The organism is Methylobacterium sp. R2-1 (assembly GCF_014191355.1).
Classification (GTDB): Bacteria; Pseudomonadota; Alphaproteobacteria; order Rhizobiales; family Beijerinckiaceae; genus Methylobacterium.
This window is the reverse complement of record NZ_JACHWM010000028.1, coordinates 12,697-36,775: the sequence shown is the minus strand read 5'-3', so window position 1 is coordinate 36,775 and position 24,079 is coordinate 12,697. Positions and strand designations below refer to the sequence as shown.

Annotated in this window: 16 protein-coding genes, 1 pseudogene and 1 riboswitch; of the genes and pseudogenes, 12 read left to right on the top strand and 5 right to left on the bottom strand. The window is 65.7% G+C overall.

Going from position 1 to position 24,079, the window contains the following annotated elements; genetic code table 11:
- Nucleotides 1–532: 532 nt before the first annotated feature.
- The 4 genes from FHU13_RS26410 to FHU13_RS26395 form a co-directional block, all read right to left on the bottom strand.
- Nucleotides 533–1,819 (bottom strand): PepSY domain-containing protein, encoded by a 1,287-nt coding sequence (locus tag FHU13_RS26410; RefSeq protein WP_183438795.1) that lies wholly within the window; start codon nucleotides 1,817–1,819, stop codon nucleotides 533–535.
- A gap of 118 nt (nucleotides 1,820–1,937) precedes the next feature.
- Entirely contained in the window at nucleotides 1,938–4,484 is a 2,547-nt protein-coding gene (locus FHU13_RS26405; RefSeq protein WP_246714897.1) for a TonB-dependent siderophore receptor, read from the bottom strand.
- A gap of 57 nt (nucleotides 4,485–4,541) precedes the next feature.
- Nucleotides 4,542–5,501: a FecR family protein gene (locus FHU13_RS26400; RefSeq protein ID WP_183438794.1), complete on the bottom strand. Its 960-nt coding sequence runs from the start codon at nucleotides 5,499–5,501 to the stop codon at nucleotides 4,542–4,544.
- Between the two features lie 47 nt (nucleotides 5,502–5,548).
- On the bottom strand, nucleotides 5,549–6,139 hold the full coding sequence (locus FHU13_RS26395) for an RNA polymerase sigma factor (protein ID WP_183438793.1): 591 nt from the start codon (nucleotides 6,137–6,139) through the stop codon (nucleotides 5,549–5,551).
- A gap of 910 nt (nucleotides 6,140–7,049) precedes the next feature.
- Between FHU13_RS26395 and FHU13_RS26390 the strand changes: the two genes are divergently transcribed.
- From FHU13_RS26390 to FHU13_RS26355, 9 genes and pseudogenes are all read left to right on the top strand, one after another.
- Nucleotides 7,050–7,370 carry a hypothetical protein gene (locus FHU13_RS26390; protein ID WP_312889657.1) on the top strand — a complete coding sequence of 107 codons (321 nt, stop codon included), beginning with the start codon at nucleotides 7,050–7,052 and terminating at the stop codon, nucleotides 7,368–7,370.
- A 40-nt stretch (nucleotides 7,371–7,410) separates the two neighbouring features.
- Nucleotides 7,411–8,787 carry a PepSY domain-containing protein gene (locus FHU13_RS26385; protein WP_183438791.1) on the top strand — a complete coding sequence of 459 codons (1,377 nt, stop codon included), beginning with the start codon at nucleotides 7,411–7,413 and terminating at the stop codon, nucleotides 8,785–8,787.
- A 104-nt stretch (nucleotides 8,788–8,891) separates the two neighbouring features.
- Nucleotides 8,892–11,228: a TonB-dependent receptor family protein gene (locus FHU13_RS26380; RefSeq protein ID WP_183438790.1), complete on the top strand. Its 2,337-nt coding sequence runs from the start codon at nucleotides 8,892–8,894 to the stop codon at nucleotides 11,226–11,228.
- A 38-nt stretch (nucleotides 11,229–11,266) separates the two neighbouring features.
- Nucleotides 11,267–11,617: a hypothetical protein gene (locus FHU13_RS26375; RefSeq protein WP_183438789.1), complete on the top strand. Its 351-nt coding sequence runs from the start codon at nucleotides 11,267–11,269 to the stop codon at nucleotides 11,615–11,617.
- Nucleotides 11,618–11,660: 43 nt separating this feature from the next.
- Complete coding sequence (locus tag FHU13_RS26370; RefSeq protein ID WP_183438788.1) at nucleotides 11,661–13,769, top strand: TonB-dependent receptor family protein; 2,109 nt, start codon at nucleotides 11,661–11,663, stop codon at nucleotides 13,767–13,769.
- Nucleotides 13,770–14,288: 519 nt separating this feature from the next.
- A riboswitch (cobalamin riboswitch) is annotated at nucleotides 14,289–14,484 on the top strand.
- A 123-nt stretch (nucleotides 14,485–14,607) separates the two neighbouring features.
- Nucleotides 14,608–16,824 carry a TonB-dependent siderophore receptor gene (locus FHU13_RS26365; protein WP_183438787.1) on the top strand — a complete coding sequence of 739 codons (2,217 nt, stop codon included), beginning with the start codon at nucleotides 14,608–14,610 and terminating at the stop codon, nucleotides 16,822–16,824.
- Between the two features lie 12 nt (nucleotides 16,825–16,836).
- Nucleotides 16,837–17,025: pseudogene (locus FHU13_RS28480) on the top strand (ATP-binding cassette domain-containing protein); the annotation flags it as partial.
- Nucleotides 17,026–17,044: 19 nt separating this feature from the next.
- Nucleotides 17,045–17,653: a hypothetical protein gene (locus FHU13_RS28110; RefSeq protein ID WP_312889659.1), complete on the top strand. Its 609-nt coding sequence runs from the start codon at nucleotides 17,045–17,047 to the stop codon at nucleotides 17,651–17,653.
- Nucleotides 17,650–18,123 carry a cupin domain-containing protein gene (locus tag FHU13_RS26355; RefSeq protein WP_183438785.1) on the top strand — a complete coding sequence of 158 codons (474 nt, stop codon included), beginning with the start codon at nucleotides 17,650–17,652 and terminating at the stop codon, nucleotides 18,121–18,123. Before FHU13_RS28110 ends, FHU13_RS26355 begins: the two co-directional genes overlap by 4 nt.
- 376 nt (nucleotides 18,124–18,499) lie before the next feature.
- Here the strand turns inward: FHU13_RS26355 and FHU13_RS26350 are convergent, their stop codons facing one another.
- Entirely contained in the window at nucleotides 18,500–19,357 is an 858-nt protein-coding gene (locus FHU13_RS26350) for a LysR family transcriptional regulator (protein WP_183438784.1), read from the bottom strand.
- A gap of 89 nt (nucleotides 19,358–19,446) precedes the next feature.
- On the opposite strand from FHU13_RS26350, the gene FHU13_RS26345 reads away from it, so the two are divergent.
- The 3 genes from FHU13_RS26345 (at nucleotide 19,447) to FHU13_RS26335 (ending at nucleotide 23,999) form a co-directional block, all read left to right on the top strand.
- The gene (locus FHU13_RS26345; RefSeq protein WP_183438783.1) at nucleotides 19,447–19,827 is read left to right on the top strand and encodes a tautomerase family protein; all 381 of its coding nucleotides are present in this window, start codon (nucleotides 19,447–19,449) and stop codon (nucleotides 19,825–19,827) included.
- A 31-nt stretch (nucleotides 19,828–19,858) separates the two neighbouring features.
- A complete protein-coding gene (locus FHU13_RS26340) occupies nucleotides 19,859–20,797 on the top strand; it encodes a DMT family transporter (protein ID WP_183438782.1) in 939 nt (312 codons plus the stop codon).
- A 457-nt stretch (nucleotides 20,798–21,254) separates the two neighbouring features.
- Nucleotides 21,255–23,999, top strand: a complete 2,745-nt coding sequence (locus tag FHU13_RS26335; RefSeq protein ID WP_183438781.1) for a winged helix-turn-helix domain-containing protein — start codon at nucleotides 21,255–21,257, stop codon at nucleotides 23,997–23,999.
- The last annotated feature ends 80 nt before the right edge of the window (nucleotides 24,000–24,079 follow it).

Sequence of the window (24,079 nt, the reverse complement as noted above, 5' to 3'; positions counted from 1 at the left end):
TCCTCGACCGAGCGACCAACCTGCTGGAGCGCGAGTTGACGATCTGACGCCGCGCGGCCAGCGCACGAATATCGGCTTCCCACCCTCAACGGACGGCGCGGATGGGGGCAAAGGTCGGATCCGAACCATTGGCAAGCGGGAAGCCGGCCAAGGACGCTCGCGCCTACCTGCTCATCAGGCCGAGCACGCGCATCAGCCCGGTGGTGACGGCGCCAAGCGAGCGCCCGCATGCGCGATCCGAGATCACCATTGGGCCGATCACGACGTTCGCACGCGAGACGCCGGGGGAGGTGGTGCGAGCGCCGTGCGTGGAGCGAGAGGCGCCGCAATAATCGATAGCCGACCCTGGGGCCGCTTCCGACCCAACGCGGGCATTGGATAGGTCTGCTTGTTAGCAAACTGATGGGGTTGAAGCGAGGAACGATAGCACTGAGCGGTCTGGCAGCGTTTTGAGCAATAAGGCAGTGAATCGAGCGGTCGTTCGGTCATCTCAATTAGCGCAGCTCGAAGCGGAGGCTAATGCGTAGTACTGTCACTCGACAGGTGCTGGCATGCTTTCAGCTGAGACTGCCTTTTGACGCACGGAGATGCGAGCTGCGCGCTTGCGCCACCATATCACCACGCCTGTGACGCTTAGCATGGCCACAACGAGGCCCATGAGCGAGATCAGGATGCGCCCTGGCAATCCCAGAAGGCGGCCCGAATGTATTGGAAACTGCGCCTGCACGAAGATGTCGGCGGCCGTACCCACCCAAGGCTGGCGATCGCCAAGGTAGCGTCCGTCCTTGCCATCGTAGAACAGCATGGCTGGACCGACACCGGCCGCGCCATGGTCATCCCCCGGCTGGAAGAAGCGCGCCGAATAGATACCGTAACGCTGATTGTAGGCCAATGCGCCGACAGGGTCTGTCCAACCGCGCTTACCGCCTTCGGCACGCGCCAGATCGAGGACTTGTGCGTAGGTCAAGCTCGGCTCGATGGGCCGATGCTTAGTTGCCGGCCTGCGCAAATCGAACGGCAAGGGCGTTACCTGCGAAACTGTGCTCATCACCGGGTAGAACAGCTCGCGGTAGAGGTTCAGCGAAAATGCCGTGAAGGCCAGCAAAATCAACACGCCCCAGGTCCAGAGGCTGAAGGCTCGATGCAGATCAAAGTTGATTCGGTAGGCACTACCGGATGTTTTTACCTTCCAGGCTGGTTTCCAGCGTCGCCACCAACCCTTTGCTAGGGCGCGTCGCACAGCGAGCGGTTGCCCCGGTCGGACGGTCTTGCGCGCCGGCAAGGTGAGGTAGAAGCCAACGAAGCAGTCAATCATCCAAGCGATGGCTATACCGCCCATGAACCAGATTCCCCACCGATCGATGCCCCACATCTCCGGTACATGCAGGCTGTAGTGCAGCTTATATAAGAAGGAGACGAGCGTCTGACGGGTGATGGGCCAAGCCTGCCCCCGTTCGCGACGGCCGAGTTCAGCCCCCGTGACAGGGTTGAGGAAGACTTGGTTGTATCCGGGTTCGAACAGTCGCCCGGTCGCTGGATCGACTTTGGGGAAGACGATCACTTCCAACGCCTCGCCAGGCTCGGGCTGAAGAGGCAGGCGCGCGACCCGCACGCGTGGGTCGCGCGCTTCGACAAGGGTAGCGAGATCGAGGGACGGCTTGGCCGGCCCTGTTCCGGAGGCCATGTGCAATTCGGGATTGAGCCAGCTATCGAGTTCGTGGTCCCAGGAAATAACTGCCCCGGTCAATCCTGTCACAAATAGGAAGGCTGCGATGATAAGCCCGACCCACCGATGAAAGAAAACAAATAAGTAGCGCATGATTATCGCCTAACGATCTCAGACGGCTCGCAGTTTCGCGGTCAATCTTGAGGTGCATATCAATTAAACTAAGTAATTACAGGAAAATTTATAATCAAAAATCTTGGCCCAATCATAATTACCATCGATAGGCAATCGTGCCAAATATGTTCCGCGGCTCGTAGTAGGAGCACTGGGATTCAGCAGCGCATCCGGCATATATTTTGCCCGTCAAGTTGCGCACATTGATCTGCGCGCGCCATCCACTCAGTTCGGGCGCGGCGACACCGAAATCGTAGATCGCCACGAGATCGAACAAGGTCGCCGCCTTTGTATCGAAGTCGGCGCCTGGGATGTTGGCCGATCCTACGTAGCGCACGCCGCCGCCCAGGCGCAGGCCAGGCAGGCCAAACATGCCCATGTCGTAGGTCCCGAAGCCTGAGGCGAGGTGGTAGGGCACCGACGCAATGCGCTGGTCGAGATTGGCCGGCTCCGTTGTTTTGGTCGTGCGAGCGTCGGTGTAGGAATAGGAGGCGACGAGCTGTAGCGGACCGTAGTTTGTGCGCCCCTCTACTTCGAAGCCCTGTGAGCGCACCTCGCCGGTCTGTGTCTGGAACCCGGTGTTCACCGGGTCGGGCACCAGGGCGTTCTTTTGATTGATCTGATAGACGGCGCCGGTGATGAGAGTGTCGGCATCCGGGATCTGCCAGCGAACGCCACCCTCGTATTGCTCGCCGGTCGTCGGCTGGAACGGGTTCCCGTTCCGGTCGGTCTGCGCGAACGTTGAGAAGGACTGGCTGTAGGAGACGTAAGGCGCTACGCCATAATCGGCGAGGTAGACGAGGCCAGCGCGCCCGCTGAACGCGCTATCGTTCTGCTCGACTCGTTCGCCGGACCGGTAAGCCAAATTTTGAGTCCTAGCAAAATCCTGCCGGCCGCCGAGCAAGATCACGAAGCGATCAATCTTTATCTGGTCCTGCGCGTAGATCCCAACCTGATTGATGAGACTCTTCGAGCCGGAATTGACCGCGTAGTTCACCTGTGGGGTCGTAAGCCCGTAGATCGGGTTGTAGACGTTGAGCGGGCCGACTGTCCCTGTCTGGAAACGATCCGAACCGAGGAAGGCGCGGTAGTAGTCGATGCCGGTGAGCAGCGTATGCTCGGCAGCACCTGTCGCGAACCTGACTTCCAGGGAGGTGTCGCTGGTGACACCGGTCGCGTTCTCGTTGCGCACACTGATGCGGCGGTTCACGCTCTGCTCGTCCGGCCGCAGGCCCTGAACCATCAGGTAGTCCCAGTCCACGCCAGCCTGATAGTAGCGCAGGGCGTGGCGCAGTCGCACCGTGTCGGAGAAGGCATGGTCCACGAAGTAGCCGATGGCGCCAGAGCGGCTGCGATACTTGTCGAAGCCGGGCTCGCCGTAGAAGCGGTTCACCGCGAAGCGGCCGAAGGGCGGGTTGTCGAGCAGCGTCCCTCTTGCCGGGAGAGGAGCCTGATGGGCGGTGTCGATCTCCTGATAGTAGCTGAGCAGGGTCACTGAGGTCGCGCTCGATGGCTGCCACGTGATGGCGGGCGCGATGTAGCGCTTGTTGTCCGGGGTGAAGTCGATGAAACTGCCACTGTCGCGGAACATCCCTGTCAGGCGATAGGACCATTCGCCGTCCTCGGTCAGCGGGCCCGAGAAGTCGGCCACGATCTCCTTCCGACCGAACGAGCCGACCGTGAGGCCCATCTCGCGCAGAGGTACCGTCAGGGGGCGCTTACTGACTGCGTTGACCACTCCGCCCGGAGAGAGCTGGCCGTACAGGATCGAGGCTGCGCCCTTGAGCACCTCCAGCCGCTCAAGCCCGTAGGGTTCCTGGGTGCCGTCGTAACCTCCCGACGTCAGTTTCATTCCATCACGCAGTAGGCCGCTATTGCCTTGCGAGACCTCGAAGCCGCGGACGAACACCCTGTCACGGCTGACCCCGGAGCCGGGCGCGGCACTAACGCCAGGCACGTAGCTCAGCGCATCCGTGAAGGTCTGTGCTCCCTGGTCGCGTAGCTGGCGCTGCGGCACCACCGAGATCGATTGCGGCGTCTCAAGGATCGGCGTGTCGGTCTTAGTGCCGGAGGCGCTACGCGTCGCGACGTAGCCGCGCACCGGGCCGTTGGCCCGCTCCAGGGCGGTGCCCTCGACCGAGAGCTGCTCCAGGGTGACGGTGGCCTCGCCCGTGGGTTCGCCCGGGACGGCGCTCCAGTCCGCGCGGAATACCGCGACCGTGTCCGTGTCGGTGAAGCGGTGGATGAGGCTCGTCCCCGCGAGGAGGCGTGAGAGCGCCGTCCCCGGATCGAGCAGTCCTCTGATCCCCTCGGTCCGCTTGGCCTCGATGACCTCTGTCGCGGCGACGAGCCTAAGTCTGGACGCCTGGCCCCATGCCTGGATTGCAGTCCCGAGATCGCCGGCCGGAATATCGAACCAGATTGGGACGTGGGTGGACTGGCCTCCGCTCGCCAGCGTGGCCTGCGCATCACCGGGCGCTGCTCTGGCCACGGCCGGAACCATGAGCAGGAGTGCAGCGAGAGGCCAGGCCGATTGGAGGGTAGGCGAGGAACGGGTGCCCGGGCGTTGCGTCATTGCAGGCTTGCGATCTCGTACACGTTGGCTTGCTGTGCAGACCGGCGTGTGGACGGTCCTGTGGATCAAGACGAAGCCGCGTCGCGATCGCACACCCCTGCCGTCGAGATTTTTTCGTTCAGGCCGTTACGGCGCCGCCCGCGTCGGATCCCGCTGGATCAACGTGAGCAGGGGAAGCCGGCGGATCCGGATCGGCAGCGCCGCCGCCATGGCATCAAGAGCCTTGTCGCTGTCGGCGGTCGAGAAGTTGCCCGAGACGCGAAGCCCATTGAGGTCGTGGTCCATGACCACGATGCGGCCGCGCCGATAGCGGCCGAGCGCGGCGACAACCTCCTTCAGCGGACGGCCGTCGAACACCAACTGGCCCTGCCGCCATGCGGCGCGGCTGCCAATATCGCTCTTCCGGACGGCGCCGGCCCGCGCGGCGGTGAAAGTCACCTCCTCGCCAGCATGGACATCGATGCCCGCCGCCTCCGGCGCGTCGGCGGCGTGGACGCGCACGGTGCTCTCGGCGACGAACAGACCGGTTTCCGCGCCGTCCCGGCTGACGCCGAAGGCGGTGCCAAGCGCGCGGGCCGTTCCGTTTTTGTCGGCGACCTCGAACGGGCGCGCCTTGTCGGGATGGACAGCTACGTAGATCTGGCCGGTATACAGGACGAGTCGGCGCTGATCCGGCCCGAAGACGATGTCGAAGCTTGTGCCGCCGTCGAGATCAACCTGCGATCCATCGCTGAGGACCATGCTGCGCCGCTCGCCAGTCGCGGTGCGTTCGTCGGCGAGCCAGGCCTGCGGCGGCCCGAAAGGCTCCACGGCGACGCCGCCGAGTGCGCCGAGCCCGCATAGCAGGACCGCGATCGCTGCCTTCGGCGGACCGTGCCTGCGACGCGGCAGAGCAACTCCGAGCGTCCGCCACAGCTCCTCCGCCTGCTCGGCCGCCGCCTGATGCGCCGGGTCCGTGTGCTTCCAGGCTTCGTAGGCCTGGGCAGTCGCCACGTCGTCGTCGCCCGAATGGAGGCGCACCTGCCATTCGAGCGCCTGCTCGGTCAGTGGATCGAGGGCGTCATCGGGGGCTTCCGGTTGCGGCATGTCACATGACTCTGGGAGAGCTCCGGCGACTGGTCCGGCCCAGTCAGTCAGCGCGATCCAGAGCGTGCGATGAAGCAGCGCCGTAGCGCAGAGAGAATGTACTTGGCCACCATGGTTGGTGAGACGCCGAAATGGCGTGCGATCCGTGCGTGGCTCCAATCCTCGATCCGGTTAAGGAGCAGCGCTTGGCGCCACCGGGCCGGCATCTCGTTGAGGGCGGCCCGCACCGCTTCGTATTCCTGCCGCGCAGCCACGACTCGGTCTGGGAGAGGTGCCGGATCCGCAACGTGCAGAACTTCGTCGAGGGGGGCGACAACGCCGTGGCGCCGGGCAAGGCGCGAGGCGTCGACGGCAAGGTTGCTGACGATGGCGCGCAGAAACTGGCGCGGACTCACAAGTGGCGCGCTCCCCTGCCCACCCCCCTGTTCGCGTTCCCGGTTAGCGAGCAGGAAACGCACGACCGCATCCTGAACGAGATCGGCGGCAGCGTCCCTGTTGCGCAGCTTTGCTGCGGCCAGAGCATTCAGCTCGCCGTAGTAACGCCGCAGGAGCTGGTCGAGTGATCCGCTCCCCGCGCCGGTCGGCGGGCGCGTTGACGCGCCCGACCAATCGTCGGACCACGCGCTTGAAGCAGACATGCTGGTGGCCCTCAGGCGAGAGAAAGACACTCCAGCGATTGTACCGACTGAAGGTTCTCTAGCAAGTTCAGAAGCTTAGAGTAATTTCAAGGTGATGCTCAGGCTGCGTGCCTATGCTCAAGCGGGATTGCGCCAAGCGATTGTGCCCGCTGCCAAAGCCCACGGTGAGTAGCTTCCAGTTCCTGCGGCTGCTCGCGGCATCGCTCCGCATAGCGTTGCACTCAAGCAACAATTCTCCCGTGGATCGGTTGCCATCGGTGCAGCTAGCTTCGGTACCACCACGCATAACAACAGCTGGTGAGTCGGCGAGGGTTCGGTTTAGGCATGCCCTGCCTGCACCGCTACCGGACCGTGGCCCAGGCCAACGACCAAACTGCGCCGTTCGCGGCCGTCGATGGTGGGAGCATAAGAAGCCACCTCTGCCCGCAAGTGAGTTCGGCCTCCGCTTTCGGGGGAGCCAACTTCCTGCCCCATGGTCACACATGGTTGAGAGGTGGAACGACCGCTGACGGGTGGGGCGTCAAAGCCCGCTTACCACCCTGTCCGGAACTTCAGGTGAAACGGGTCAAATGTCCGCAAGGGGTCAGGGGTTCGCCTGCCGCTTGTTCGGCTGTGCGCCACTTGCAGACCTCCGTTCAGTGCCAGTGGAATGGCCGCTTGTTACCCCGAAACTGCCGTTGCCGAGAGCGATACAGTTCGGGGCACGACCGAGACATGGGGAAGCATACCAGGCTCGTTGGCTTCGACAGGGCCTCGCCAGGTCAGGCGCCAACGCCACACCTCCTGGCTTTGGAGGCTCTGTCGCCCGGAAATCCCTACACGGTGGATTGACCAGCACTTTCGGTGAACTTTAAGTGCAGCCATGCGCGGGTGCCTGCCTCAAACGGTCCGAGGCCGCGCGATCATCGCCGTGATCGCGCTCTACGCGCTCGCGCTGCAAGCCTTCCTCGGTGGCCTCGCCCCACTACCAGCCGCGCCGCTCGGCGCCGTGATCTGTGCCGAGCACGGCGGTTCGAGCGCGCCCGACGATCACGGGCCTGCCTGCCAGCATCATGCCTGCTGCACGGCGGCGCAGGCCGCGCAGTGGCTCCATCTGATCCTGTCGGTCTTCGCGACGGTAGCCTGGGCCCCGCCCCGGGTGACCCTCGCTCCATTGCGCGACGCCGGTATGGTCCAGGCACGCGCACCCCCCGACCACTCCGTCAGCCCACGAGGTCCACCTGCCGTCTGACCGATCCACTTTTCAGATCGCTCAGACCCGGACCTCTCCCATGTCACAGTCTCTCCAGGGCGACGCGACGGCTTTTTCCGCCGTTGTCGCCGCGCGTCCGGCACAGGACGCCGTCTACCGCGCCGTCTGGCGCTGGCACTTCTACGCCGGCCTGCTCTGCCTGCCCTTCCTCATCCTGCTCTCGGCCACCGGCTCGCTCTACCTCTTCAAGGACGAGATCAACGGCACCCTGTTCGCGTATCGAACGACGGTGTTGCCCCAGGCGAGCCGCACCCTCAGCCCGGACGTCCTGCTCTTCAACGCCTCAGAGGCCGTGCCCACGGGGGTGCCGGTCTCGATGGCCGACCCTGCCGACCCGACCGCTACGGCCGTGGTGATGATGGCCGAGGGGCCGCTCCGGACCCTCGTTTACCTGAACCCCTACAACGGCGACGTGCTCGACCGCGTCGACCGTGACGACGAGTTCATGATGGTTGTGCGCCGCCTGCACAGCCTCGCCTACTTCGGCACAATCGCGAATAGCGTCATTGAGGTCGTGGCCGGCTTCGCCATCATCCTCGTGGTCACCGGCACCTACCTCTGGTGGCCCCGTCGGCAGAGTGGCGGGATCGTCAGCGTGCGCGGCACGCCGCGCAAGCGCGTCTGGTGGCGCGACCTGCACGCCGTGACGGGCCTGGTCGCGGGCGCCGGCCTGTTCTTCCTCGCCGCGACCGGCCTGCCCTGGTCAGCCTGGTGGGGCCAGCAGGCGCGGACCCTGTCCAACGAGGCCGGCGTCGGCCAGCCGCGCGCGCTCTGGGCCAACAAGCCTGTTTCGAACGTGCCGATGCAGGAGATGCTCACCACCACCGGATGGTCCATGGAGGACGCGCCGGTCCCGGTCTCCCAGCCGAGCGCGGCGGCTTCCATCGGCTCAGCGCGCGCCGTCGAGATCCTGCGCGGCCTCGGCATGCCGCCCGGCTTCGAGATCTCCCTGCCTGTGGGGGACACTGGGGTCTACGCCGCGGCAGCCTACCCCAAGGACGTGGCTTCGCAGCGGATGATCTCGCTCGACCAGTACACCGGCAAGCCGCTCGTCGACGTGCGCTTCGGCGACCTCGGCGGTGTCGCCCGGGCGATCCAGTACGGCATTGGCATCCACAAGGGCGAGCACTGGGGCCGGGCCAACCAGCTCGCGATGCTGGCCTTCTGCCTCGCCACCATCCTGCTTGCGGTGACGGCCGCAGTGATGTGGTGGAAGCGCCGTCCTGCTGGTCGCCTCGGCGTCCCTCCCTGGCCCCGCGACCGTCGCGTCGCCGCAACGGTGACCGTGATCGTGCTCGGCCTCGGCGCGCTGTTCCCGCTGACCGGCTTGGCCATCCTCGGCATGGTCGTCGTCGACCTGGCCATCCAGGCCCTGCGCCCGCGCCTGGCGTCCTGACTGCGCAACCGGGGACGAACGCGTCCCCGCCGCGCGCCTGTCCCATTCCCCTTCTCCGGTCGCAGCGTTCGCCTTCGCTTGCCGCCACTCGACGAGTGTCCGTCATGTCCCACCGCCGTCCAGGCCGATGCGCCCGCGCGCTGACCTTCATCCTTGCCACGAGCCCGTTGGCCATCGCCGCGGCACAGGCCCAAGGCGGCAACCAAGCTGTCGCCCTGGAGGAGATCTCCGTCATTTCGGACAGCAACGGCGTCCCCGGAGGAGCACCGGCCGCGTCGGCCGGCACTGCCGGGCCCGGCCTACCGCCGGTCTCCGCCCCCACGCCGCTGGACAAGCCTGTCGGTGAAGTGGTCACCAGCGTCGGGCGCGAGGGCGTCATCGACAACCGCGCCGCCACAAGCGTGGCCGACATCCTGCGCAACAGCCCCGGCGTGACGGTGCGGCAGGGCAATGGTCCCCGCGACGTCGTCGTCTCGATCCGCGGCAACAACGCCCGCGCCACCGGCGTGTCGCGCAATATGGTCGTGCTGGAGGACGGCTTCCCCGTCACCCAGGCGGACGGCTCCTCGCGCTTCGACCTCGTCGACCCGCGCGCCTACTCGCGCATCGACGTGTTCCGGGGACCGCAGTCACCGTTCTTCGGCAACTTCGCCACCGGCGGCGCCCTGAACTTCGTCACCCGTCGAGGTTCCGAGATCAACGGCGTTGAGTACGGCGTCGATGCCGGCAGCTTCGGCTACCTCAACAACTACGCCGCCTTCGGCGGGGTCAGCGGCCCGTTCGAGTACAGCCTGTTCACCAGCGACACGCGGGGCCACGGCTTCATCAGCCACAACTCGTTCGACACCCAGACCATCAACTTCCTCGGCACCTACGCGCCGACGCCGGACGACCGCTTCACTCTGAAGATCATCAACAACGAGGTCGCCACCGACCTGCCCGGGCGCGGCTCGCTCAACCAGTTCCGGCTCAACCCTTTCCAGCGGGGCTGCGCCTCGGCCGCGGTGGCTGCACCCGGCTGCGTGACCTACAACCTGCTCCTCAACGGCCGGAACGGCGCCACCGTGCCGGTGACCGCCGACGAGGGCGCGTTCTTCCGCGGCGACCGGCGCACCATCGTGGGCGGGCGCTGGGAGCACGACTTCGACGCCTTCACGACCTGGCGCACCCAGCTCGTGTTCGACGACCGCCAGATCAACCAGCCCTTCTATACGTCCTCGGGGCGCGGCGACTTCCCTGGCTTCAACTTCCTCACCGACGTCACCCGGCGCGGCGACCTGTTCGGCCTGCCGGCGACCGGCTACGTCGCGCTCGCCTTCAACACCCTCGACAGCAACAGCCTGACCTACAACCGCGCGCCTTACGGAGGGCCCCGCCTCGGCGCCCTGACCGCCGACCTTGAGGCCACCCAGGCAAACCTGGGCGGCCGCGCCCGCGTCGAGCTGCAGCTCTCCGACCAGTGGATCGCGGTCGCCGGCATCAGTGCCGAGAACACCACGATCAACGGACGCAACATCACCTACGGCTTCCCGGCCGCCGGCGGCGTCACCACCACACTGGCCAACATCGACCGCAGCTTCCTGAACGTCGCGCCCGAGCTTTCCCTGCTCTACCGGCCCGATACCGCCTGGCAGGTCCGGGGCCGCGTGGCGACCGGCTACGCCACGCCCTCGGCCTCGAACCTCACCGTCACCTCCGCCGGCGTACCCGGCAACAACGGGCAGCTGCAGACGCAGGAGAACCTCGGCTTCGACATCGGAGCCGACTGGACGCCGATGCCCGGCGTCCGCTTCAGCGTGACCGGCTTCTACGAGTTCTTCCGCAACGAGCTCGTCACGCAATCGCCGGGTGCCGGCCTCCTGAGCTACACCTTCAACGCGCCGGCCTCGGAGCATCGCGGCGTCGAGGTCGGAGCGGACTGGGCCTTCGCGCCGGGCTGGCGGGCGACTGCGGCCTACACCTTCGACGACCAGATCTACACCAAGTACGTCGAGCAACTCAGCGCCGGCAGCCTGACCCGACGCTTCGACCGCGCGGGCAACCACATCCCCGGCGTGCCCGCCAACCAGCTTCTCGCACGGATCGGCTACGAGCAGGCGACCGGCCCCCTAGCGGGCCTGGGCGGCTACGTGGAAACGGTGTTCCAGGACGACTTCTTCATCGACAACGCCAACCTCCTAAAGGCGCCCGGCTACGCCATCGTGAACCTCAACGTGCACTACACGACGGAACTCGTTGGCTACGCCAAACGGCTGAACCTGTTCTTCGAGGCGCGGAACGTCCTGGACAAGACCTACGTCGCCTCGGCCCAGAACCTCGCGAACTCGATCAGCGCCGCCTCCGGCCTTCAGAATGGCGCGAGCGTCCTGGCCAACACCACAGGCTCGGTGTTCGCGGGCGCCCCGCGTAATTTCGTCGGCGGCATGCGGCTGTCCTTCTGATGCCGACCAGGAGCGTGACGCCTCGACAGGTACCGAGGATGCGTGCCTGGCGCGCGGCCATCGCGGTGGCCGCCCTGTACGCGCTCGCGCTCCAGGCCGTGCTCGGCGGTGCAAGCCTCGCTCTGTCTCCCGACCCCGCCCACGTCCTCTGCCGGCAGGACGCGGGCAGCGATGACGGACCGTCCAAGGCGCGCCTGTCGCACGGGCACCCGGATTGCTGTCTCGTCGCCCACGTCCTGAACTCCGCCGCGGTCCCGCTCTCCTCGGTGGTGCCGGTCGTCTGGCCCGCTCGCCAAGCCGTTGCCTTGACCTGGCGTCCGGAGGTCATCGCCTGTCCGCGAGGCCCTCCGGGAGCCAGGGCCAGCGCACGCGCCCCACCCGTCGCCTGATCGGTCGCCCTTCCCCGATCCTTCAGGCCACGGACCTCATGCCATGTACCGAATTCCCCGGGTCGAGCTCTACGCCGCCCTGTTGTTGACGCTGCTTGCCTCCACCTCCGTCTTCGCCCAGACCGCCGCGACGGAGTCCGTCACCCTTTCCGAGCTCAGCGTTGCCGGTTCCGCCGCGCCGTCGGCCGAGACGCGGCTCCCACCGGCCGCCCAGGCGGCAAGCCTCACCGTACCGACCGTCGAGCAGGCCCGCGCGGACCTTCAGCGCACGCCGGGCGGCGTCGCCCTCGTCCCGGACACGGCGTTCAAGAACCGGCCGGCGCAGACGCTCAAGGACGTGCTCGACTTTGTGCCCGGCGTCATCGTGCAGCCCAGGTTCGGCTCGGACGCCCGGCTGTCCATCCGTGGCTCGGGCCTCTCCCGCAACTACGGCAACCGCGGCATCAACGTCTTCCAGGACGGCATCCCCATCAACACCTCCGATGGCCTCGTCGACTTCTTCGAGATCGACCCGACCGCCTACCGCTACGTCGAGGTCTTCAGGGGCGCCAACGCGCTGCGGTTCGGAGCCAACGCGCTCGGCGGCGCGATCAACCTGGTCACCCCGACCGGTCGCGACGTGTTCCCCTTCGACGCCCGTATCGACGCCGGCAGCTTCGGCTACCTGAAGGGGCAGGCCTCCACGGGCGGGGTGTCGGGTCCGTTCGACTACTTCCTCACCCTGTCCGCGGACCGGTTCGACGGCTTCCGCGAGCACAGCGACGGTAACTCGGTGCGCGGCAACGCCAACTTCGGCTACCGATTCTCGCCTGACGCCGAGACGCGCTTCTACGTGAACGCCAACACCATCAACCAGCGCATCCCAGGCGAGGTGACCCGGCAATCGGCGCTGACGAACCCCCGCGCCGCGAACCCGGTCTGGGTCCAGCAGAACCAGCAGCGCAACATCGACTCGGTGCGGCTCGCCAACAAGACCACGCTGCGCTTCGACGAGACGATCGTGGACTTCGGCCTCTTCACAGTCCAACGCCGCGTCGACCACCCGATCTACGAGTACCTCGACTACACGGTGCAGGACTACGGTGGCTTCGTCCGCGCGACCGACGACAGGATCATCGGCGGCTTCCGCAACCGCCTGGTCGTGGGCGTGAACGTCGACAACGGCACCATCGACTATAGGCAGTTCGTCAACCTGAACGGCGCCGTGAAGGGACCCCTGACCTTCTCGACCCTTGACCGTTCGGAGAACATGTCGGCCTATGCCGAGAACTCGTTCTTCGTCCTGCCGAACGTCGCCCTCGTCGGGGGTGGCTTCTTCCTGCACGCGACCCGTGACCGGAAGGACCGCTTCCTGGCCAACGGCAACCAGTCGGGCCGCTCAACCTACGACATCGCCAAGCCGAAGTTCGGCGTGCTTTGGGACGTCGACCCCACGTGGCAGGTCTACGGCAACGTCTCGGGCAGCGCCGAGGCGCCGACCTTCGATGCGAACTCGTTCGCGACCGTGGCGACCTCAAACCTGCGCGCTCAGACCGCGACTACGTACGAGGTTGGCACGCGCGGCATCCGACCGGATCTCACGTGGGACCTCTCGCTCTACCGCTCGGAAATCCGGAACGAACTGCAGTGCCTGACGACGTCGATTTTCAGCCCCTGCAGCATCGTGAACGCCGACCGCACCGTGCATCAAGGCGTCGAGGCGGGCCTTGGGGTGGCCTTCTTGAAGTCGCTCGTCTCGGCTGAGGACCGCGTCTGGTTCAACACGGCCTACACCTACAACGACTTCTTCTTTGTTAGTGACGCGCTCTACGGCAACAACCGCCTGCCCGGCGCGCCGACGCACTACCTGCGCGCCGAGGTGCTCTACCGTCATCCGAGCGGCTTCTACGCCGGCCCGAACGTCGAGTGGTCGCCGCAGGCTTATTTCGCCGACAACGCCAACAGCCTGACGGTGTCTTCCTACGCGCTCCTGAACTTCAGGATCGGCTTCGACCAGGGCTCGGCTTGGTCTGGGTACCTTGAGGCGCGCAACCTCCTGGATAGGCGCTACATCTCCAGCGTGGCCATCGCCGGCGTCGCCAACGTCGCCTCGGAGATCTTCAATCCGGGCACTGGTAGGGCGGTTTACGGTGGTCTGAGGTACCGGTGGTGATAAGGCAGCCAGTCAGCAGGCCGAAGCTCGGTGAAGCCGGCCGCAGGGCCTCAACCGCGAAGGCGCAGCGGTTCCGCGACGAGATCCGGCCTGTCATTGCGGAGCTGCGCGGCGCCGGCATCACGACTTGCGAGGGCCTTGCACGAGGTCTGCGGGTTCAGGGTATTCGGAAGCCGCGCGGTGGCTTGGTTTGGACGTCCTGCGAAATCCGCAGACTGCTACGGAAGATCTCAGAGTAGTCGAGACTGACAAAAGGGTGCCAGAGCTGAATGCCGTACGTCGTGCCACTTAGACGGTCGGCTCGCGCTATGAGCCGACCTTCGTCCGTCAGGCGCGGAGCCGCTGCTTGCGACCCACAGCAGCCTCACGCGGGCACCTCTGCAGTCGACCGTTTCCGAAGGGACGGCAGGCTGTCGACAAATATGGCTGAGGGTAAGGGCGAATCATGCTCTGAGACCTCGTAGGGGCAAGAGTCCCGCTGGATGTTGCTATCGTGCGACAGTCTGTGCGGACCCAAGGCGCTACCATCTAAGTGACGGTTCCCCTCGGGGATCAAAAGGGAACGCGGTGAGGGGTAACCCGATGCCGCGGCTGCCCCCGCAACTGTAAGCGGCGAGCCTTCCGCCACCATGTCACTGGGCAGCCTCGCCCGGGAAGACGGTGAGAGGGCAGCGACCCGCGAGCCAGGAGACCTGCCGTCAGTCGTGGTCACACGCGAAACACATTGGGCGGGGTGTCCTGATGGGTGTCGAAGCGCCGTCCCTTCTGCTTGGGGGCGGTGAGCCGAGGCCTCGTTCGCGGTGACGTGCCACTGCCGTTGCCCGAGGCTCCTCGTACCATGGTCCGCGTTGATCGTACCCGCTCGCTTGCCGAGCACTTGCCTGCTGCCCTGTATCTCTCCACCAGCGCTCTCGTTCTGAGCTCGACCTCTCTGACGGCACAGGAGCGTGCGGAGATCACCACTGGTTCGCACGCCGTTGCGCTGGAGGAACTGGCCGTCCAGGGGGCGGGGTCCGGCACAAGGCTTCTAGCACCGACGCCATACACGGCGGCGCCGACCGGGCTGAACCTCACCACGCCGAACCGCAGTGGCAGCCGCCTCGACCTGTCGCCGCTGCAGACGCCCGCCAGCATCGAGGTCATCCCAGGTCAGAAGATCCGAGAGCGTGGGCAGGAGACCGTGCAGGAGGCGATCACCCAGAACGCCGCTGGCATCACGACCATCGGTGCGCCCGGTAACGGCCTCGGCGCCTACACCTCCCGCGGCTTTGCCGGCGTAAACTCGGTGATGCAGCTCTATGACGGCACCCGGCTCTATGTCGGTGCCGGTACGATCACCTACCCGTTCGACACCTGGAACGTCGACCGGATCGAGGTGCTGCGTGGGCCGGCTTCCGTGCTGTACGGGGACGGCGCGATCGGCGGCGTCATCAACGTCGTCCCCAAGAAGCCAGTCGCCGTACCGATCAACGCCGCACGCGCCGCTCTCGGATCCGATGGCGTGAAGCGCCTTGCCATCGACAGCGGTGGACCCATCGGCGAGAACGTCTTCTACCGCCTCAACGTCAGCGCCAACCAGGCCAATGGCTGGCTGCGCCAGAACGGTGACTTCAGCAATCTCGCTGTCTCGGGTGCCGTGCTCTACCAGGCAACGCCCGATCTCGCCTTCACACTTTCGCACGACTACGGCTACCAAGAGCCGCTGCGCTACTTCGGGACGCCTTTGATCGGCGGCCGGATCGATCCGCGCACCCGGTTCAACAACTACAACGTCAACGACAGTCGCATCGTCTTCGAGGACAACTGGACCCAGCTCAAGACCGAGTGGACGCCCACAGCCGACATCACGATCCGCAACACGGCCTATCACCTCAAGTCGGATCGGCACTGGCGCAACGTCGAGACCTACACCTTTGCGCCAAGCACCGGCCTGATCCGACGGACGAACCCGATCGAGATCTTCCACAACCAGGAGCAGATCGGCAACCGCTTCGACGCCGCCTTCAAGGGTGAGCTGTTCGGCTTCCGCAACGAGTTCGTCGCCGGCTTCGACGTCAACCACATCAAGTTTTCGCACACAAACAACTCGCCCTATCGCGGCGAGACCAGCGTCAATCCGTTCGTCTTCAGCCCCGGCGTCTTCTCCAGTCTCGACCTGACCACGCTCGGCTACGCCACCAGCTCGGATCAGTATTCTCTGTTTGCCGAGAACCGCCTCGTTCTGACGGAACAGCTCTCGCTGATCGCTGGCGTGCGCTACGATGCGCCTACAGTTCGTCGCTCAGACCCGCGCACTCCCTCGGCAGGGTTCACGAAGGATTTCAGTGCGCTGAGCTACCGCTTCGGCGCGGTCTACAACCCGACGCCCGACAGCTCGCTCTACGCGAGCTACGCCACCGCCGTGGATCCCGTAAACTCGCTGATTACTCTGTCGCTGGCGCAGAAGGATTTCGAACTCTCGACCGGCGAGCAAATCGAGGTTGGTTACAAGCAGCTGTTCTGGGAGGGCCGGGGTGAGTTCACGCTGGCTGGTTACCGGATCACGAAGGACAACCTGCTGACGGCCGATCCGCTGCGGCCAGCCGTGTCCATCCAGGTGGGCAGCCAGTCTTCGCATGGCGTCGAGGCGTTCGCCTCGCTTGGGCTCTGGGAGAACTGGCGCGTCGAAGGCAACATCGCCTTGGTGCATGCCCAGTACGACGACTTTCAGCAGGCGGTTGGCGGCGCCGCCGTCAACTTCGCGGGCAATCAGCCGATCTCTGTTCCCGCTCGCGTCGCCAATCTCTGGCTGTCCTGGGCCTTCGCACCGCGCTGGGAGGCACGGGCTGGCGTGCAGTTCGTCGGCGAGACCTTCAGCGACTTCGCCAACACCGTCCGGCGTCCGGCCTACGAGGTCGTCAACGCGAGCGTGGACTACCGCGTGAGCGAGACCTCACACTTCAGCGTGCGTGCCTACAACCTACTCGACAAGGTCTACCCCGTGACGGGGAGTTCGGTGTCGTGGCTATTAGGCCGGCCGCGCTCGGTCGAAGTGGCCTACAACGTTGCCTTCTGAGGGCGTCTGCGCATGCATATCGAGCAACGCGAACTGCCCCAGGCCGGGGCAGACAATCCCGTTCTGGCGATCCAGGCGGCGGTCAAGCGGTTCGGCGCACGCACCGCCCTCGATGGCTTGGATCTCACGCTCCGTGCCGGAGAGGTCTTCGCCCTACTCGGGCCAAACGGAGCCGGCAAGACCACGACGATCAACCTGATCCTCGGCTTCCTGAAGCCGGATGTCGGCGCAGTCCAGGTCTGCGGGATCGAGACGGGATCCGGTCGGCGCGCGAGGCCATGTCGCCTACATCCCCGAGCAGGTCGCCCTCTACTGGCCCGACTACGACGCTGGCAGCCGGCTCCGCATGGTGGCGAAGTGGCATCTCGCGATGCCGGCCGTGACGGCCCTCGCGGGCTACTTCCCGGGGCGCCGGCTCGGCTGGCTCGAAGATCTCCCGGCCGGCGTGGCGTATGAGTGGAGTTTCCGTCGTGCCCGCATGGAGCTGAGCTATCCGCCGGGCCAGCGTGAGGCGATTCTCGCCCGCTTCGCGGCCGTCGGAGCTCCGATACTGGCCGTCGGAACGACGGACGACGAGTTCGGGACGCCATCGGCGATCCGTCGGGGACTCGGCTACTACACCTCCAGTCCGCGGACGCAGGTTCAGCTGACGCCGGCAGCGTTGAGTGCGACGACGATCATCGGCCACTTCAGCCTTTTCCACCCCAGCCGGAGCGGCACGTTTTGGACAAGCGCGTTGGATTGGCTTCGCGATGGCAGGAATCCCTGGCCGGAAGCGGTCGTCCATGCCACGCCTCCGTGCCGCAGCAATACAGAGGCTTCGCGATGACCAACGACGCTCCGGCCATCTGCGCCGCCAATGCCCCGGTCCGGGTCAAGTCGAGCAACTACCCCGAGCCCTTCGCCTCGCGAATGGAGGGACGGATCAAGCAGCCGCTGGGTGACCTGTTCGGCCTCAGGAACTTCGGGGTGAACCTCACGCGGCTGCGGCCAGGCGCGGTGTCGGCTCTCCACCACCGCCACTCGCGCCAGGACGAACTCATCTACATCCTCGAAGGTGAGCCGACGCTGTTCACGGATGCCGGCGAGATGCAATTGCGGCCAGGCATGGTGGCAGGCTTCCCTGCAAATGGAACGGCCCATCATCTGGAGAACCGCACCGATCGCGACTGCCTCATCCTTGAGATTGGGGACCGTAGCCGCGGAGATGTGGCGAGCTATCCGCAGGACGACCTCCAAGCCTTGATGGATGTGGAAGGAAACTGGCGCTTCGCCAGGAAGGACGGAACCTGTTTCTAGACTGACGGTCCGGCGATAAATGGCGCCCAGGATGCCCGATCACCGCTGCTGAGATTGGCGTTCGCTTCTATGGTTCGGCTTCTCGAAAGTGGACCGAAGAGAATTCACCCATTCCAGTCGTAATTCTGTGGCTCGTCGAGAGCCTGGAGGCGGACCGTCCGAGGGCGTGCAACGGATTGGAAGCAATGGTTGGTACGCGCTGGCGCGATGATGGCTTCTGGCGCAATGCTACCGTTCACCATTGCCTGCTGAACTGCCGCTACCGAACCATGCCGGTCTTCTGGCCTCAGCAGGACGTTCCCCGATAGCAGACGTCTCTTACCAAGCTCGATTGCTGTGGGTGGGCTAGAGGGCCGCACTTAGCAAAAGTGCTCCGTCACGCCCGCACTGCGCTACGGAAGGCGGCCGACAGGCTGGCGAGCAGGTCACGCGCCGGTCCGCTCTGGATCCTCGTATGGAGGAGGATCGGCAGGCGGGGGATCTCCGGGAGCCTCAGCTTGGCTCCGACGTCGACGACACCGAGCGGAAGCATGCGTGGCGCCAGGGCCGCGACGCCGAGCCTGGCTGACACGGCAGCCGCAACGGCCGACACGCCGCCACCGACGAAGGTCTCGATCCAGGGGATGCCGGCGGTGTCGAGGAGACGCCCGGCCATGGCGCGGACGCCGCACGGCTCGGCCGACGTGGCGACCGGCAGCGGTTCGCCCGCACGAGGCTGCCAGCCTGCCCCTGCGAACCATCCGAAGCTCTCCTGGGCTAGGACCTCGCCGTCATCCCGGCCCAGGTTCATGCGCGCGATCACCGCATCGAGTTCACGGCGGTCGTAGCTCTGCAGGAGGTCGCCGGACGAGCCGATCTTGATCTTGATGAGAAGCTGAGGATCCTGCGTGGTCAGCCGCGCGATGAGCGCCGGCAGATCCGGCCCCGCGACATGGTCGCTGATCCCGATGGCGACGCGTTGCCGGGCTTCCCCAAAGACCGCGAGCGCCCGCTCATGCGCGTACACAAGTTCGCGCGCCCGTTCGAGGAAGGCGATGCCGTGCGGTGAGAGCTGCACGTAGCGGGGCGTCCGCTCGACGAGCTGGTGGCCAACCCTCCGTTCCAGCCGCTGGATGCGAAGGCTGACGGCCGCCTGCGTCGTCTCCATCGCCTCAGCCGCGCGCGTGAAGCTGTCGAGTTCGGCCACGTGAATGAACGCGCGCACGGCATCGAGGTCGAGGGACTTGCACGTCATAACAAGCCATTATCTCTGAAATCAGAGCCGATATGATATCGTAATGCCGGTTGAACTTCTACAACTCCGAGCGTCAAACGAGGTGCATCATGCCGCTCATTTCCATATCTCTGCGCTCTGGGAAATCCGACGCATACAAGCAGGCCATTTTCGACGGCCTGTACCGAGCCCTCCGCGAGACCTTTAGCGTACCGGAGGACGACCAGTTCATGACGATTACGGAGCACGGTGAAGCGGACTTCCGCTACGGCGCGACCTACGGCGGCATCAACCGCAGCGACGACGTGATCTTCGTGCAGATCAGCGCCATGAACACTCGCACCGTCGATCAGAAGAAAGCGCTCTATCGGCGTATCGCGGAGCTGCTCGGCGACGAGCCCGGCATCCGAGCTGACGATCTCTTCATCAACCTCGTGGAGGGCACCCGCGAGAATTGGTCGCTCGGTCGCGGCCTCGCGCAGTATGCCTGACCTGAAGCTGGTGCGGCCAAGCCGTCGCTCCTTGCTGGAGCTGATCGTGACAACTCCGCCGTCCGTCACGCTATCTGCCGACGACCCAAGTGCGGCGTCCAACGCCTCCATCATCGGGCTCTTTGCCTTCGTCGTGGTGGCCTGGAGCCTCAACTGGGTCGTCATGAAGATGGCGTTGCAGGACGTCACGCCATTCTGGGCGGTCGCGATCCGAACCGGCCTCGCGGCACTCGTCCTGTTCCCATCGCTGTCTGCGGCCGGGCAGCTGAGGCTGCTGCCCCGGGGCGATCTGCCGGTCATCCTCGTGATCGCGCTCTTCCACATGGTGGCCTTCGCGAGCTTGATGACGGCGGGGCTGGTCTTCGTCCCCGCGAGCCGGGCCATCGTGCTCAGCTACACCACGCCGCTCTGGGTCGCCCCCGCCGCCTTCCTGTTCCTCGGGGAGCGGGTGACGGTGCGGCAGGCGGCCGGGGTCGCGGTCGGCATCGTCGGCCTGCTTCTGCTTTTCTGGCCGGATAGCGGTGCGTGGAGCAGCAGGACGGCTCTCCCCGGCAACGGTTTGGTGGTTTTGGCTGCGCTCTGCTGGTCGGTCAGCACCGTCTACACCCGGGCACATCGCTGGGTTGCGACGCCGCTCCAGCTCATGCCCTGGCAATGCCTGCTCGCGACGGTCGCCCTCGTGATCCTGGCTCTTGCGCTCGAAGGCGCACCGCCGTCGCGGATCGGCACTCCGGCCCTGCTGGCGCTCGCTTACAACGGCTTCATTGGTACGGCGCTCGGCTTCTGGGCGATGACCGTGGTGAACCGGTGCGTGCCGGCAACCACGGCATCTCTCGGCGTCCTCACGACACCCGTGCTGGGCATCGGACTGTCTGCCATCATCCTAGCCGAAGGGCTCAATCCACTACTCATCGTCTCGGCGCTCACCATCCTGTTCGGGATCGCGCTCGGTGCGAAAGGCGGGGGATGAGCCGGCGGCAACGTCTTATGTGACGGTGGATCTATTCGGAGGCGTCAGCGAGTGGGTCGACAACGTCCGCTTCGATACCCTGCTCGCTCAGAAGCGGAACGGCAGAATTCCACCCAAAGCAGGCTTTAGCGACGTCCGCTTCCGGGCCGTCTAATGAGTGGTGCAAGCGACTGATGGAGCCCGAAAGCCGTCCGGCTGATTTTGGGCGAGCGAGGCGCCGAACCAGACCTCAGACAGCCACTCCGAGATTGCTCAGCCCCAGTACCTATCGGTAGCCCAGTGTAGCGGTGTCAGCGGTTCTGCGGGAGACAGAAGTGCGCCAAACCGATACCATCCCCTGATGCAGCCGCGCGTTTCCTCCGCAGTCGAAGTTGGTCTGCCGGCGGGGTCGGTGTATCGATTCGGCTGCCATTGCATCTATCCCGAGATGAGGCTCCTCTTGCGGGGCGACCGAAGGGTGGAACTCGGGGCACGAGCCTTCGATCTTCTCCGGATCCTCGTCGAAGCGCGCGGGAAACTGGTCGGCAAAGACGAACTCATCGAGCGGGTCTGGAGCGGGACGGCGGTCGAGGAGAACAACCTCCAGGCACAAATATCTGCGCTCAGGAAGGCGCTTGGCCAGGACAGAGAGCTGATCTCAACCGAGTTCGGTCGCGGATACCGCCTCTCACCCGCGACGGACGCGTCCGAGGGTCTGGCGCCGTTCCCGGCTGACGTGCCGTCGCGTGCGGTCGCCTGCACCGTCCCGAATCCCATCACGCGCTTGATCGGTCGAACCACCGAGCTGTCGGAGCTGGAAGCTCTCTTGGGGCGGACCAGGCTCGTGACGATTGTCGGGCCCGGTGGGGTCGGCAAGACGCGGTTGGCGAATGAAGTTGGCCAGCAGCTCCGCACGTCTTTCCCGGGCGGCGTCCTTCTGGCGGAACTCGGCAAGCTATCCGACGGTGAGCTCGTCCGATCGACGATTGGGGCAGCCCTCTCCATCCCGGCATCCGCCATGCAGCAGCTCGGTCGGCTCCGGAATTTCGTCGCAGACCGGAAGATCCTGCTGCTAATCGACAATTGCGAGCACGTTGCCGACGCGGCCGCTAACGTCCTGGCGGACCTGCTGCAGGCCGGCGCCGATCTGCGCGTGCTAGGCACGGCTCAGGAGCCGCTCGGAATGCCTGGGGAGCACGTCTACCGCCTCACTCCGCTCGCAGTACCCGCGAGGGACGTGCGCGGGGCGGACGAGGTGCTGGTGCACGCTGCCGTGCAGCTCTTCGTGGAACGGGCCAGAGCAAGGACACGCGAATTCCAGTTGTCGGACGCAAACGCCGGCAAGGTCGGTGAGATCTGTCGGCGCCTGGACGGGATACCGCTCGCCCTGGAACTCGCCGCCGCGCGGGTCGCGGCCTTGGGTGTCGACGGCGTGCTGACTGGGCTGGACGATCGCTTCAAACTGCTGGCCGCCGGGCGCAGGACTGCGCTGCCCCGACATCGCACTTTGCGTGGGGCGGTCGACTGGAGCTACGGCCTTCTTAGCCAAGACGCGCAGCGATCGTTTCAGCGCCTCGCCGCGTTTCCAGCGGAGTTTACGGCCGAGGCCGCGCATGAGGTCGCAGGTGAGCAGCCGGACGAGGCGTGGCGGACGGTGGACGTGCTCGGCGAACTTGAGGAGAAATCGCTCCTCTTCGTCGACGTGGCGGGCTGGAAGCCTCGCTTCCACATGCTCGAGACGATCCGCTTTTACGCCCTGGAGAAACTCGCCGAGAGCGGCGAGGTCGACCAGATCGCTCGTCGGCACGCGCAGTTCACGGCCGCCATGTCGAGGCGGGCCTCTGCCGATTGGCTCGTCCTGCCCACCGAGAACTGGCTGAACCGCCACCGCAGCGGGCTGAACGATATCCGCGCGGCTCTTGACTGGACCTTCTCTGCCCCGGGCGACGCTCACCTCGGCGTCGCAATCCTCTCGCACTCGGCTCCGTTCTGGATCCAGCACTCCCAGCATGACGAGGGACGTTGTCGGATCTCCCGAGCCCTCGCCGGCGATACGATGCGGGATCCGATCCCCCGTGGGGCTGAGATGGGCGCCCAGGCGGCGCTCGGAGCTTGCCTGACATGGGCCAAAGGTCCGGTCGCCGAAACCAGGAGCGCGTGGACCCGCGCCCTCGATCTCGCCGCTGACCTGTCGGACGCCGAGGTCGGGCTTCAAGCCCATTATGGGTTGTGGCTCTACAACCTGCGCTGCGGCGACTACGGGGGCTCGCTCCGGCATGCACAGGAGATGATGGATCGGGCCAGCCAGGTGAGCGACGGCGAGGCGCTCGCCGCGGGACAGCGTATTGCCGGCGTCTCGAAGCACTTCTTGGGCCGGCATGCGGAGGGGCGCCGCCTAATCGAGATGTCGCTGGGAAGGTACGAGCGGCATCCTCCAATCCAGCGATATCGCTTCGGGCTTGATCAGCACGTCGCCGGGCTCGCCTTCCTGTCTCGCATCTTCTGGATCGAGGGCCAGTTCGGGACGGCCCTCGACGTCGCGCGGCGCGCTCTGGAGGAAGCTCGCGCGCTCGATCACGCGTGCACGCTCTGCTGCGCGCTGGCAGAGGGCTGGTGCATGGTTCACGCTCTGAACGGCGACGAGGCCGCTGTAGAGCGCGCGGCGCCGCTGCTCATCGAGACCGCATGCAGGCACGGTCTCGGGTTCTGGAAGGTGTACGGAGATCTGTTCATGGCTTGGGCTGCCACTGCGCGCAGCACACCCCCAGAGCATCGCATCCACCATGTGATGTCCGCCGCGAGCGGCATGGACTTCGACCCTCTCTACTCGACCCTGATCACCGATATCCTGCGCGATGCCGCCGGCGACCATCCCGCTCGGGAGGCGTTCTCGCGATTGGCCGAGCGGGCTGATGGCTGCCACGAGGATCACTGGGCATGGCCGGAATTCCTGAGGATCCGTGCGCAGCTCGCCGATGGCGGCACCGCGTCGCGCGAGCACGAGTTGCGCCGGGCTCTTGAAGTCGCCGAGCATCAGGGGGCGTCAGCCTTTAGTCTCCGCGCCGCGTTCGATCTGGCGAAGCTCCTGGCCCGCGACGATCGCACGGAAGAGGCGAGGGAGATCCTCGGGCCGGTCCTCGATCGCCTCCCGAGCGGAGTTTCGTCGCGGCACTGGCGTGCTGCCCGCTGCTGGTACGTCCAGCGACTCGCGGACGCGAGCTGAGCGACCTCCAATTCAGACGTCTGAAATGGAGCGCCAAAGACTCGTGGATCGCCGGCTGCGAAACACGCTTCTCCCTCAGC